Here is a 12,457-nt window from a genome sequence, read left to right as displayed (position 1 = left end):
CCGGCTTCGTTCTTCAGTCGGCGGTGATGTTCTGCTGCTTCGCCAGCTTCTTCCAGCGTTCGATGTCCTCGGCGATCACGGCGCCGAACTGCGCCGGCGTCAGCGGCGTGGCGATGGCGCCTTCCTTCAGGAAGTTGGCCGCCAGCTCGGGCTTGGCCAGCGCCGCGTTGACCGCGCCGTTGAGCCTGCCCACGACCTGCGGCGGCGTGCCGGCGGGCGCGAGCAGGCCCCACCAGAGTTCGAACTCGTAGCCCGGCACGGCGCTGGCCATGGGGGTCAGCTCGGGCGCGACCGGGCTGGGCTTGAGGCTGGTGATGCCGACGGCGCGCAGCTTGCCGCTGCGCACCATCGGCAGCAGCGACGGGCCGCTGGAGATCAGCAGCTGCGTCTGGTTGCCCACCAGGTCGGTCACGGCCGGCCCCATGCCCTTGTACGGGATGTGCGTGATCTGCAGGTCGCCGACCCGCGCCTTGAGCAGCTCGGTGCCGAACTGGTTGACGCTCCCCGTCCCCGACGAGGCGTAGTTGTACTGGCCGGGCCGGGCCTTGATGGCCGCGACGAGCTCGGCCGGCGTCCTGGCTGGAAAGTCGTTGTTGACCGCGACGATGAACGGTCCCTTGGCGAACATCGCCACCGGCGCGAGGCCGTTGACCGGGTCGAACGGCAGCTTCGACTGGATCGCCGCGTTGGTGGTCATGCTCGAGGAGACGGCCACCAGCGTGTAGCCGTCGGGCGCGGCCTTGGCCACCTGGCCGGTGCCGGTGTTGCCGCTGGCGCCGGGCCGGTTGTCGATGATCACCGGCTGCCCGAGCTGATCGCCCAGCTCCTTGGCGACCTGGCGCGCGAAGGTGTCGTTCGATCCGCCGGCCGGATAGGGCACGACGATGGTGATCGCCCTGGACGGGTACGCGGCCTGCGCCAGCGCCGCGCCGGCCGACAGCGCGCCGCACGCGGCCATCAGGGCGACCGCCGAGGCGCGCCGCAGGAAGGTCGGGGAAGGGGTGTTCATGGATGTCGTCTCCTGGTTCTCGTGTGGAAGGGTGCGGATGCAGGGGCGCGGCGACGCTCAGTCCGGCAGCAGGCCGAGGCCGCGGGCGCTGGCCACGATGGCGCGGGCGCGGACCACGAAGGGGATGTCGATCATCCTGCCGTCGACCACGTAGGCGCCCACGCCGCGCGCGTCGGCGTCGCGGGTGGCCTCGACCACCTTCAGAGCGTGGGCGATCTCGGCATCGGTCGGCCGGAAGACCGCGTTGGCGATCGCCACCTGGCTCGGATGGATGCAGGTCTTGCCCAGGAAGCCCAGGTCGCGCGCGAGCCCGGCCTCGGCCCGGAAGCCCTCGGTGTCGCGGATGTCCGCGAAGGCGCTGTCGTAGGCGTAGACGCCGGCCTCGCCGGCGGCCATGCGCACCGCGAACATGGCCTGCCGGATGGCCGACGGTTCGCGCCGCGCGATGCCCAGCGGCTCGAACAGGTCGCCCAGTCCCAGCTGCAGGCCGACGACGCGGGGATGGGCCTTCGCCAGCTCGGCCGCGGCGCGCAGCGCGCCCGGGGTCTCGATGTTGAGCAGCAGGCCGATCGGCGCCGCGACGCCGTGTTCCCGCTCCGCCCGTTCGATCGCGGCGACGGCGGCGCGCACGTGGGCGGCGCTCTCCGGCTTGGGCAGGTTGAGCACCCGCACGCCCGGCCGCGCGACGGCGCGCACGTCGGCTTCGAAGTGCGGCGTGTCCATGGCGTTGACGCGCACGATGATCGTCTTGCCGCTCGCGGCGACGCCGCCCTGGCGCAGGAAGTCGCCCAGGACGCCCCGCGCCTCGTCCTTGCGCGATTCGGAGACGGCGTCCTCCAGGTCGAAGGAGATGCCGTCCGCGGCGCTGGCGAGCGCCTTGGCGAACAGTTCGGGGCGCGAGCCCGGGACGAAGAGTTTGCTTTTCATGGGCGGCAGTATCGGCCGGCCCTGAAGCTGGATTCGCATACGCTTTCTATGTTCAGATGACAGGAAATGTGAATTGCGAACCCATGGAAACCGCCTACCTGCACAGCTTCCTCCTGGTCGTCGAATCGGGCTCGATGTCGGAGGCGGCGCGCCGGCTGAACCTGACGCCCGCCGCCGTCGCCCAGCAGGTCCGGGCCCTGGAGCGCGAGCTGGGCGCGGGCCTGCTCGCGCGCGCCGGCCGCACGGTGCAGCCCACCGCCGCCGGCCACCTGCTGGTCCAGCGCGGCCGGGCGCTGCTGCGCGAGGTGGGCGACATCAAGACCCTGCTGGGCAGCGACCCGGCCGGCGGCGAGCTGCTCGTGGGCACCATCAACACCGCCCTGCACAGCCTGCTGCCGGACATCCTGGCGCGCTTCGTCCGCACCCGCGCGGGCGTCAAGATCTTCCTGCAGTCGGGCACCACCGCCGCGCTCTACAAGGCCGTCCAGCAGGGCGAGCTCGACGCCGCCGTCTGCCTGTATCCGCCCTTCGCGCTCGCCAAGACCTTCGACTGGACCCTGCTGCGCGAGGAGCCCCTGGTGCTGCTGGCGCCGCGCCGCCAGGCCCGGCGCGATCCGCACGCGCTGCTGCGGACCTCGCCGCTGATCCGCTACGACCGCAGCCTCGGCGGCGGCAGGCAGGCCGACCGCTACCTGCGCGCGGCCGGCATCGTGCCCGAGGAGCGCCTGGAGCTGAGTTCGCTGCTGGCCATCGCGATGATGGTGGATCGCGGCCTGGGCGTCTCGCTGGTGCCCGACATCGCCTCGCCCCTGCTCGAGGGCCAGCGCGTGGCCAAGATCGCCCTGCCGCTGCCGTCCGAGCCGCGCCGCTTCGGCATCCTGTGGCTGCGCGCGTCGGCCCGGCTGGCGCTGATCCGCGACTTCGTGGCGAGCGCCGAGGCGGTCGTCGCGGCGCGGTCGGCGGCGCCGGCGACCTGATCCCCGGTCACGCGACCGGCGCACGGCGCCGGGGCGTCACGCCGCGTCAGGACGACGCCCCGGTCCCTGCTCGAACAGACCGACGCACAGCCCCCGCAGCCACCGGTTCCCGGGCTCCTGGTGATAGCGCGCGTGCCAGTGCTGCTTGACCGTGAAGGGCGGTACCGGCACCGGGCAGTCGAAGACGCCCAGGCCGCTGCCGCGGGCCAGGGTCTCGCCGATCTGCCGCGGCAGGGTGGCGACCAGGTCGGTGGTCGAGACGATGGCGGCCAGCCCCAGGAAACCCGGCAGTTCCAGCAGCACGCGGCGCGTCACGCGGTGCCGCGCCAGTGCCGCGTCGAGCAGCTGCACGCCGGTGCCGCCGACAATCCCGACGTGCGCCTCGGCCTTGTAGGTCGCCAGGTCCAGCGCGTCCGCCGCCCGGATGCGCGGGTGCGCCGGGTTGACGATGCAGACCCAGTCCTGCGGATAGAGCACCTGCTGGTAGAAGCCCGACTCCAGCCACGGCACCAGCCCGATCGCCAGGTCCGCCTGCCCCGAGCGCAGCGACGCGGCCGTCCGCTCGTCGATGCGCGCGGCCTCCAGCCGCACGCCCGGCGCCGCCGCGCGCACGTGCGCCAGCAGCCGTGGCAGCAGCGTGACGTGGCTCGCGTCGGTCATGCAGATGCAGAAGCGCCGCGTCGCCGTCGACGGGTCGAAGACCGGTTCCGGCTCGGACAGCCGGCGCAGCGCTGCCAGCGCCTCGCGCGCCGGGCCGATCAGCGCGTCGGCGCGCGGCGTGGCCTGCATGCCTTCGGGCGTGCGGACGAACAGTTCGTCGCCCAGCTGCCGGCGCAGGCGGCCGAGCCAGTTGCTCACCGTGGGCTGGCTCTGGCCGAGCTGCTCGGCCGTGCGCGTGACGCTGTGCGTGGCGTGCAGCAGGTCGAACAGCCGCAGCTGCCTGACGCTCAGCAGCCGGGCGCCGCCTTCCATGTCGTCGTCGTCGGGATCGGAGGTGTCCATGTCGAAATCGAATGTAGACCATTCGGCCCATGTCATGGTCGAAATGAGCGTCGAACCCTATCGTCGTGCCATCCACCAAGGAGACACGACGACATGAAGATCCATTTCCTGGGCGCCGGCGCCCTCGGATGCGCCATCGGCGGCACGCTGGCCGCCGCCGGCTCCGAGGTCACGCTGATCGACCCCTTCCAGGCCCACGTCGACGCCATCGCGCGCGATGGCCTGCACCTGCGCGGCGGGCCGGACGAGCCCGAGCGCACCGTCCGGGTCGCCGCCGCCACCGGCGTCGACGGGCTGCCACCGGCCGATCTGGTGATCGTGCTGGTCAAGTCCTTCCACACGCGCTCGGCCATCGAGGGCGCGCGCTCGATCGTCGGGCCCGAGACGGCCGTGATGTCGCTGCAGAACGGCCTGGGCCACGAGGAGATCCTGGCCGAGGTCGTGGGCCGCGAACGCGTGCTCGCCGGCAAGACCTACGTCGGCGGCGTGCTGCTGGGGCCGGGCCGGATCATCGCCGGCACGCGCGGCAAGCGCACCGTCATCGGCGAGCTCGACGGCACCGTCAGCGAGCGCGCGAAGGCCATCGCCGCCGAGTTCGAGCGCGCCGCCCTGCCCTGCGAGGTCAGCGGCGACATCCTGGGCGTGATGTGGGACAAGCTCCTGATCAACGTCTCGACCGGCGCCTTGAGCGGCATCACCGGCCAGACCTACGGCAGCCTCTACGCCGTGCCCGAGATCGAGGCCACCGCCGTCGCCGCCGTGGCCGAGGCGATGGCCGTGGCGCGAGCCGCCGGCGTGACCCTGTCGATCCGCGAACCGCGCGAGGCCTGGCTCATGGCCGCCGAGGGCCTGCCGGCCGCGTTCAGGACCTCGATGCTGCAGAGCCTGGAGAAGGGCGCGGCCACGGAGATCGACTACATCAACGGCGCGGTGGTGCGCGCCGGCCAGAAGCACGGCGTGCCCACGCCGGTCAACCAGACGCTGGTGGCCGCCATCAAGGGCATCGAGCGCCGCATGGAGGAAAGCACGAAATGAGCACCGCCCATCCCCCCAAGGCCTACCTGGAGCACGTCGCCATCTGGGTCAGGGACATCCACTGGCACATCCGCTTCTTCCACGACGTCTGCGGCATGACGATGCGCGAGGTCCAGGGCACGGTCGAGGAGCCGGTCCAGTACTGGACGCTCGGCGGCCTGCAGTTCATGGCCAAGCCCGACCACGACGCGCCCGAGGGCCGTCTCGGCCACCTCGGCGTGATGTGCGAGGACCTCGAAGCCGCCCTGAGCGCGGCGCGGGCCTTCGGCGTCACGGAGATGCCGCAGGGCCGCAACTGGCTGCGCCTGCCCGACGGCCTGGCCGTCGAGTTCATCCAGGCCGCACCGGGCTCGGTGGCCCGGGCCCTGGCCGTCCAGCCACGCGGCTGAGCCGGATCCCTCCTCCCTCCCCCCAACAAGAGACAGACAGGACATCTGATGACGATCGAAGACAAATACTGGGACGACGCCGTCGTCGGCGCGGCCTGCACCAGCCCCGGCTACGAAGTGACCGAGGCCCGCGTCATGGCCTACGCCGACCTCACCGGCGACCACACGCCGGTCCACACCGACGAGGCCTACGCCCGCACCACGCCCTTCGGCACCCGCGTGGCGCACGGTCTGTTCGGCCTGTCGATCGCCGACGGCCTGAAGACGAACAGCGACATGCGCTTCATGCCGGGCATGTCGCTCGGCTGGGAATGGCGCTTCGTCGGCCCGATCAAGCTGGGCGACACGGTGCGCGTGCGCTTCCACGTCGCGAGCAAGCGCGAGTCGAAGAGCCGCCCGGGCTGGGGCATCCTGGTGCTGCCGTCGGAGCTGATCAACCAGCGCGACGAGGTGGTGCAGCAGGGCGAGCACCGCGTGATGGTGCCGAGGCGGCCGGCATGAGCGCGCGACCACCCACCGCGCAGCCGCCGCAGGCCCTGCCCCTGGCCGGCATCCGCGTCGTCGACTACAGCCATTTCCTCGCCGGCCCCTACGTCGGGCGCTGCCTGGCGGCGCTGGGCGCCGAGGTCGTCAAGGTCGAGCGGCCCGGCACCGGCGACGCCGGACGCCAGCACGCTTGGTTCGTCGGCGAGCACAGCGGCTACTTCCTGCAGCAGAACATGGGTAAGAAGGGCCTGTGCGTCGACACCAAGGACCCGCGCGGCAACGCGCTGATGCAGAAGCTGGTCGACAGCGCGGACGTCTTCATCGAGAACTACCGCCCCGGCGCGCTGAAGAAGCTCGGCCTGGGCTACGAGGACCTGGCCACGCGCAACCCGGGCCTGGTGTACTGCTCGATCTCGGCCTACGGCCACACCGGGCCGGACGCGCACCGCGCCGGCTTCGGCCTCATCGCCGAGGCCAAGAGCGGGATCATGCAGATGGTGGGCAACCCGGGCGAGGCGCCGCCATTGCTGCGCATCTCGCTGGGCGACATGTACACCGGCATCCACGCGGTGGCCGCCATCAACGCCGCCCTGCTCGGACGCGTGACGTCCGGCAGGGGCCAGCACATCGACATGGCGCTCTACGACACGCTGGTCTCCATGCACGAGTACGCGGTCCAGTGCTACACGCTCTCCGGCGGCCAGGAAGTGCCGGTGCAGACCGGCCACGACATGCCCAACTCGACGCTCTACGGCGTCTTCCGCGCCCAGGACGGCGACCTCGTCGTCGCCGCGCAGGTCGACGACGCCTGGAAGCGCTTCGCGGCGCTGGTCGAGGCGCACGGCGGGCCGGTGGGCTTCGGCGCCGACGCGCGCTACCACACCTCGGCCGGCCGCAACGCGAACCGGCTGGAGATCCTGCCGGTGGTGCGCGAGTGGGTGGCCGCGCGGCCGGTGGCCGAGGTGCTGCGCCTGCTCGACGCCATCGACGTGCCCTGCGCCAAGGTGCAGCGCATCGACGAGGTGCTGGCCGATCCGCAGATCCAGGCGCGTGGCATGGTGCTGGAGCAGGCGCATCCGGCGCTGGGAACGATCCGCCTGCCCAACCTGCCGTTCCGCTTCTCCGGCTGCGACACCACCGAGACCCGGGTCGCGCCCGACCTGGGCCAGCACAACGCCGAGATCGCCGCCGGCCTGGGCTTCGACGAGGCCGAGATCGCCGCCATGCAGGCCGACGGCGTGCTCTTCGGCAAGTGAACGAAAGAACGGAAGACTTCCCATGAGCGACCGCTACGCCGTCATCGGCAACCCCATCGGCCACACCAGATCCCCGCTGATCCACGGCAGCTTCGCCGCGGCCACCGGCCAGGACATCGACTACACCGCCATCGAAGGGCCGCTCGACGGCTTCGCGCACGCCGTGCACGCCTTCCGCGACGCGGGCGGCCGCGGCATGAACGTGACCGCGCCGTTCAAGCTGCAGGCCCTCGAACTCGCCACCGAGCGGCTCGAACGCGCCGAACTCGCCGGCGCCACCAACGCGCTGAAGTTCGAGGGCGACCGCATCCTGGCCGACAACTTCGACGGCGTCGGGCTGGTCGCCGACATCACGCGCAACCTCGGCGTGGCGATGAAGGGCGCGCGCGTGCTGCTGCTGGGCGCCGGCGGCGCGGCGCGTGGCGCGCTGCTGCCGTTCCTGGCACAAGGTCCGACCGAACTGGTCGTGGCCAACCGCACGCCGGCGACGGCCACCGCGCTGGCCGAGCGCTTCGCCGCCCACGGCCGCGTGACGGCGGCGGCCTGTGCCGACCTGGCCGGCGAGCGTTTCGACGTCGTCGTCAACGCCACCTCGGCCAGCCTCAGGGCGGAACTGCCGCCGGTGCCGGTCGGTGTCTTCCACGGCGCGCAGCTGGCCTACGAGCTGGTCTACGGCAAGGGCCTGACGCCTTTCCTGCGCCTGGCGCGGGACGCGGGCGTCGCGCGGCGGGCCGACGGCGTGGGCATGCTGGTCGAGCAGGCGGCCGAGGCCTTCGCCTGGTGGCGCGGCGTGCGACCCGACACGCGCGCCGTCATCGAGCGCATGACGATCCCGCTGGTCTGACACGGAGCGCCGATCCATGACCCACCGCATCCTGATGCTGCACGGCATCAACCACGACATGTTCGGCAAGCGCGACCCGGCCCAGTACGGCACGGTCACGCTGGCCGAGATCGACGCGCGACTGCAGGCCCTGGGCCGCGAACTCGACGCCGAGGTCGAAAGCTTCCAGACCAACGCGGAAGGCGCGATGTGCGAGCGCATCCACCGGGGCTTCACCGACGGCGTCGACGCGGTGCTGATCAACGCCGGCGCCTGGACGCACTACAGCTACGGCATCCGCGACGCGCTGGCGATCCTGACCTGTCCGGTGGTGGAACTGCACATGTCCAACATCCACGCGCGCGAGGCGTTCCGGCACCATTCGGTGTTCGCGGAGATCGTGAAGGGCCAGATCTGCGGCTTCGGCGTCGACAGCTACCTGCTGGCGCTGCGCGCGGCGGTCTCGGCCGTCCGGCAGGCCGCGGGCTGACGTCTACAGTCCCCCCTCTCCGGATCATCTCCGGCGTCCCGTCGCGGGGACGCCCGCCCACGGCATGCTCGACGTCCTCGCCATCACCTCGCCCATCTTCATCGCCATCGCGCTGGGCTTCCTCACCACGCGCGCGGGACTGTTCGAGCGCGCCGACATGCGGGTGCTGGGTCGCTTCGTCGTCCACCTGGCGCTGCCGGCGCTGCTGTTCCGCCTGATGGCGACGCGGCCGCTGGCCGAGATCCTGAACGCCACCTACCTGCTGGCCTACCTCGGCGGCTCGCTGGCCGTGCTGGCGGGGGCATGGTTCTGGCATCGCCGCGTCGGCCGGCTCGACGAGGCCGCCAGCGCCTTCCGGGCCATGGGCATGGGCTGCGCCAATTCGGGCTTCGTCGGCTATCCGATCCTGCTGCTGCTGTTCGCACCGGTGGCCGGCGTCTCGCTGGCGCTCAACATGCTGGTGGAGAACGTCGTGCTGATCCCGCTGGTGCTGGTGCTGGCCGAGCGCGGGCGCGCCGGCGCGACCCCGGGCTGGCGCGCGGTCGGCGCGTCGCTGCTGCGCCTCGGCCGCAACCCGATGATCCTGGCGATCTTCGCGGGCCTGGCGGTGTCGCTGGTCGGCGCCCGGCTGCCCTCGCCGCTCTCCCGAGCGATCGAGTTGTTCGCCGCGGCCAGCGCGGCGCTGTCGCTGTTCGTCATCGGCGGCAGCCTGGTGGGCCTGCCGCTCCAGGGGCTGGGGCGCGAGATCGCGCCGATCGCGGCGGGCAAGCTGCTGCTGCATCCGATGGCCGTGGGGGTCGCCCTGTAGACCGTGCAGGGGCTGGGCCTGCCGCCGCTCGAGCCGATGCTGCGTAACGCCCTCGTGCCGATGGCCGCCACGCCCATGCTGAGCATCTACCCCGCGCTGGCCCAGCCCTACCGTCAGGAGCGCATCGCCGCGCCGGCCCTGCTGGTGACGACGCTGGCCTCGTTCTTCACGCTGAGCGCGGTCATGTGGATGCTCGGGTCCGCCGGCCGCTGAGGCCGGCCGACCGGGGTCCGCTCGATCCGCCAGGCCCGTGCCGTGCGGACGATCACCCGGCGGGCCCGCACGGCCGGGGAGACCCGCGCCATCGGCGGCAGGACCGACGCGGCGATCGTCACGACGCCACCACCACGGCGGCGGCGTCGGCGCCGATGCGGACCTTCCCGCGCGGCGAGGCCACGACCAGGAAATCGACGATCAGCGCCACGGCGCACACCACCAGCGCGCAGAGGGCCAGATCGCGCCAGACCGTCCAGCGGGCGCCGGGCGGGACGGAGGGGTCGAGGTCTTCGGTGGCAACGAGTGGCATGGGAATCTCCTGCGGGCATCGGCATCGGTGGCGCGCACGTCCGGTCGGCGTCGATCCGGCGGATTCTGCGCACGGAGGGTGGCGCCGCCAACGAACGAATGCGAATTTGCAGATCGGTTTTTCGTCGCCGCGACGGCGCCTGTCGTGCAGCACGATCCGTGCCCGTCGATCCGCGCCCCCGCCGGCATCCCGGCCCGGCGACGCCGCTACCGCCGGAGGCCGCGCCCGCTTCGCCGCCGCGCGGCGACCCGGCGCAGCAGCCGCGAGAGCTGCTCGACCGAATAGGGCTTGTGCAGCAGTTCGAACCCGTGGCTGCCGTCCTGCGCCAGCACGTGGCTGTAGCCGGAGGTCAGGAGCACGGGCAGGTCGGGATGCCGGCGCCGGATCTCGCGGGCCAGGTCGATGCCGTTCATCCCGGGCATCAGGACGTCGGAGAACACCACGTCGAAGCGGTCCGCGTCCTTCGCCAGCTCGGCCAGGGCCGCCTCGGCGTCGCGGGCCAGCACGCTCACGTAGCCCAGGTCCTCGAGCGTCTGCACGGCGATGGCGCCGACGTCGGCGTCGTCCTCCACGACCAGTACGCAGGTGCCGTGTCCGTCCGACGCGGGCTCGGGCTCGCCTCGCGGCGGCGACCGCTCGGGCGCGACCACCCGCGGCAGGTAGAGGGTGAAGGTGCTGCCCCGGCCGACCTCGCTCTCGACCACCACCTCGCCCCCGGACTGCCGGGCGAACCCGAACACCTGCGAGAGGCCGAGGCCGGTGCCGTGTCCCACGGCCTTGGTGGTGAAGAACGGCTCGAAGATCCGTTCCAGCCGCTCGGCCGGGATGCCGCCGCCCGTGTCGGCGATGGCGACCGCGACGAACGCCCCGGCCCGGGCGGGGTGCTCGCGGACCGCGGGCATCCCGTCGACCGCGCGGACGCCGATCGTGATGCGACCCTGTCCGTCCATGGCGTCGCGCGCGTTCACGGCCAGGTTGACCAGCGCCGTGTCGAACTGGTTGGCGTCGGCATGGAGGTGGCAGGGCTGCGCGGGCAGTTCGGTGACGATCTCGATGCGCGTGCCGGTCAGCGTCGCCAGCATCCCCACGAGCGACCGCACGCTGTCGCAGGCCGCGAACACCTCCGGATGCAGCGCCTGCCGCCGCGCGAACGCGAGCAGCTGCGCGGTCAGCCTGGCGGCCCGGTCGACCGTGTCGGAGATCGCCGCGATGTAGCGGTCGCGCCGCTCGTGCGGGAGGCCGGGACGCTTGAGCAGCTCGGTCGACGACCGGATGACGGTCAGCAGGTTGTTGAAGTCGTGGGCGACCCCGCCCGTGAGCTGGCCGATGGCCTCGAGCTTCTGCGACTGGCGCAGGGCCTCCTGGGCCTGCGCCAGATCGTCCTGCCGCCGGCGCTCCTCGGTGACGTCGCGCCCGGTGGCGTAGGTCAGGTCGCCGGCGGGCGCGGCGGTCCAGGCGATCTGTCGCGTCGAGCCGTCCCGGTGGCGGTAGCGGTTGACGATGCGCGGCAGCCCGCCGGTGGCCGCCTCGGTGTAGGCCTCGATCGTCTCCGTGTGGTCCTGCGGCACGACGAACTCGTTGACGTGGTGCCCCACCAGCTCGTCAGGCGCATAGCCGAGCACGCGCGTCCAGGCCGGATTGACCCGGCGGAACACGCCCTTGAAGTCGAGCACCAGCATCAGGTCGGGCGAGGCGTCCCACATCCGGTCCTGCTCGGCCGACTGCGCCTGGACCCGTCGCTCCAGCGCGACCCTGCGGGCGTGCGACCGCGCCTCGGCCCGCACCAGGTCCGTCACGTCCTGGAAGCTGCCCAGCATCCGGCGCTCGCCGTCCGGACCCTGGATCACGATGCCGGTGCTCCTGACCGAGCACCGCGCGCCGCCCGGATGGACGACGTCGTAGCGGCAGTCGATGCGGGCGCCGGGTTCCCCGGCGTCGAAGGCCACGCCCAGCCCGATCGTCGCCATGGTCTCCGCCTGCACGCGATCGACGTCCTCGGGCGCCAGGCGCGCGAAGACCTCCGAGACCTCCACCGGGCCGTCCGGTGCGAAGGCGAAGATCTCCCGGCCCCGGGCGTCGATCTCGACGGCGCCGGTGGCGAGGTTCCAGTCGAAGGTGCCCAGGCGCGCCAACCCGAGGGCCGTCTCCAGCCGCGTGCCGGTCTGCCGGGCCAGCCGTTCGGCCTCCAGCCGTCGCGTCGTCTCGGTGGCCAGCAGCACGACCCCCGCGAACTCGCCGCTCTCGCCCTGTACCGGCGAGAAGCTGTAGGTCCACACGGTCTTCTCGTCCCGCCCGTGCCGGCGCATCACCAGCGGCAGGTCCTCGATGGCGAAGCCCTCGCCGGTGCGCAGCACCTGCGCCACCTGCGGTCCGAGCACCGGCGCGATGTCGGGCAGCGCCTGCGACATCGCGCGTCCGAAGGCCCAGGGATGCCGGTCGCCGAGCGCGTCGGCATAGGCGTCGTTGTAGAGCAGCCGCTGCTCCGGCCCCCAGTACAGGGCGGCGATGCCCTTGGCGTTCAGGACCAGCGACAGCGAGGACCGCAGCGACTGCGGCCAAGTCCGGTAGTCACCCAGCGGCGTGCGGGACCAGTCCGTCTCGCGCAGCAGCCGGCCCATCGCGCCGCCGCCGATCGGGGGAGGCACGGAACCGTCAGGCAGGGAGGTCATGGAAGCAGGCCGGTCTCATCGATGGACGAAGAATCGACTCGAAACTTCGCGAACTGGACG

General features: G+C 72.3%; 14 protein-coding genes. 9 read left to right on the top strand and 5 right to left on the bottom strand.

Annotation, left to right across the window (positions count from 1 at the left end):
• Positions 1-13: 13 nt before the first annotated feature.
• Together ABID77_RS20275 and ABID77_RS20270 are read right to left on the bottom strand one after the other, a co-directional pair.
• The gene (locus ABID77_RS20275; RefSeq protein WP_429599923.1) at positions 14-958 is read right to left on the bottom strand and encodes a tripartite tricarboxylate transporter substrate binding protein; all 945 of its coding nucleotides are present in this window, start codon (positions 956-958) and stop codon (positions 14-16) included.
• A gap of 108 nt (positions 959-1,066) precedes the next feature.
• Positions 1,067-1,936 (bottom strand): HpcH/HpaI aldolase/citrate lyase family protein, encoded by an 870-nt coding sequence (locus tag ABID77_RS20270; protein WP_429599771.1) that lies wholly within the window; start codon positions 1,934-1,936, stop codon positions 1,067-1,069.
• 83 nt (positions 1,937-2,019) lie between these two features.
• Between ABID77_RS20270 and ABID77_RS20265 the strand changes: the two genes are divergently transcribed.
• Complete coding sequence (locus ABID77_RS20265) at positions 2,020-2,913, top strand: LysR family transcriptional regulator (protein ID WP_429599768.1); 894 nt, start codon at positions 2,020-2,022, stop codon at positions 2,911-2,913.
• A 36-nt stretch (positions 2,914-2,949) separates the two neighbouring features.
• Here ABID77_RS20265 and ABID77_RS20260 read toward each other — a convergent pair whose 3' ends face one another.
• Complete coding sequence (locus tag ABID77_RS20260) at positions 2,950-3,885, bottom strand: LysR family transcriptional regulator (protein ID WP_429599920.1); 936 nt, start codon at positions 3,883-3,885, stop codon at positions 2,950-2,952.
• Between the two features lie 123 nt (positions 3,886-4,008).
• On the opposite strand from ABID77_RS20260, the gene ABID77_RS20255 reads away from it, so the two are divergent.
• The 8 genes from ABID77_RS20255 to ABID77_RS20220 all read left to right on the top strand — a co-directional run bounded on the left by ABID77_RS20255 (position 4,009) and on the right by ABID77_RS20220 (position 9,415).
• Positions 4,009-4,950, top strand: a complete 942-nt coding sequence (locus ABID77_RS20255) for a ketopantoate reductase family protein (RefSeq protein WP_429599765.1) — start codon at positions 4,009-4,011, stop codon at positions 4,948-4,950.
• Positions 4,947-5,339, top strand: a complete 393-nt coding sequence (locus tag ABID77_RS20250; RefSeq protein ID WP_429599763.1) for a VOC family protein — start codon at positions 4,947-4,949, stop codon at positions 5,337-5,339. Before ABID77_RS20255 ends, ABID77_RS20250 begins: the two co-directional genes overlap by 4 nt.
• Positions 5,340-5,387: 48 nt before the next feature.
• Positions 5,388-5,840, top strand: a complete 453-nt coding sequence (locus ABID77_RS20245) for a MaoC family dehydratase (RefSeq protein ID WP_429599760.1) — start codon at positions 5,388-5,390, stop codon at positions 5,838-5,840.
• Positions 5,837-7,081 carry a CaiB/BaiF CoA transferase family protein gene (locus ABID77_RS20240; protein ID WP_429599757.1) on the top strand — a complete coding sequence of 415 codons (1,245 nt, stop codon included), beginning with the start codon at positions 5,837-5,839 and terminating at the stop codon, positions 7,079-7,081. The genes ABID77_RS20245 and ABID77_RS20240 overlap by 4 nt, the downstream gene beginning before the upstream one ends.
• A gap of 22 nt (positions 7,082-7,103) precedes the next feature.
• The gene (aroE, locus tag ABID77_RS20235; RefSeq protein ID WP_429599755.1) at positions 7,104-7,925 is read left to right on the top strand and encodes a shikimate dehydrogenase; all 822 of its coding nucleotides are present in this window, start codon (positions 7,104-7,106) and stop codon (positions 7,923-7,925) included.
• A gap of 16 nt (positions 7,926-7,941) precedes the next feature.
• Positions 7,942-8,394, top strand: a complete 453-nt coding sequence (aroQ, locus tag ABID77_RS20230) for a type II 3-dehydroquinate dehydratase (protein WP_429599752.1) — start codon at positions 7,942-7,944, stop codon at positions 8,392-8,394.
• Between the two features lie 64 nt (positions 8,395-8,458).
• The gene (locus ABID77_RS20225; RefSeq protein WP_429599750.1) at positions 8,459-9,202 is read left to right on the top strand and encodes an AEC family transporter; all 744 of its coding nucleotides are present in this window, start codon (positions 8,459-8,461) and stop codon (positions 9,200-9,202) included.
• Between the two features lie 3 nt (positions 9,203-9,205).
• Complete coding sequence (locus tag ABID77_RS20220; protein WP_429599747.1) at positions 9,206-9,415, top strand: hypothetical protein; 210 nt, start codon at positions 9,206-9,208, stop codon at positions 9,413-9,415.
• 118 nt (positions 9,416-9,533) lie between these two features.
• On the opposite strand, the gene ABID77_RS20215 is transcribed toward ABID77_RS20220, so the two are convergent.
• Together ABID77_RS20215 and ABID77_RS20210 are read right to left on the bottom strand one after the other, a co-directional pair.
• Entirely contained in the window at positions 9,534-9,728 is a 195-nt protein-coding gene (locus tag ABID77_RS20215) for a hypothetical protein (RefSeq protein ID WP_429599745.1), read from the bottom strand.
• A gap of 206 nt (positions 9,729-9,934) precedes the next feature.
• On the bottom strand, positions 9,935-12,373 hold the full coding sequence (locus ABID77_RS20210) for a PAS domain-containing protein (RefSeq protein WP_429599742.1): 2,439 nt from the start codon (positions 12,371-12,373) through the stop codon (positions 9,935-9,937).
• Positions 12,374-12,457 lie beyond the last annotated feature (84 nt).

Source organism: Variovorax sp. PvP013, assembly GCF_050435945.1.
Lineage (GTDB): Bacteria > Pseudomonadota > Gammaproteobacteria > Burkholderiales > Burkholderiaceae_C > Variovorax.
This window is presented reverse-complemented; position numbering and strand designations above follow the sequence as displayed.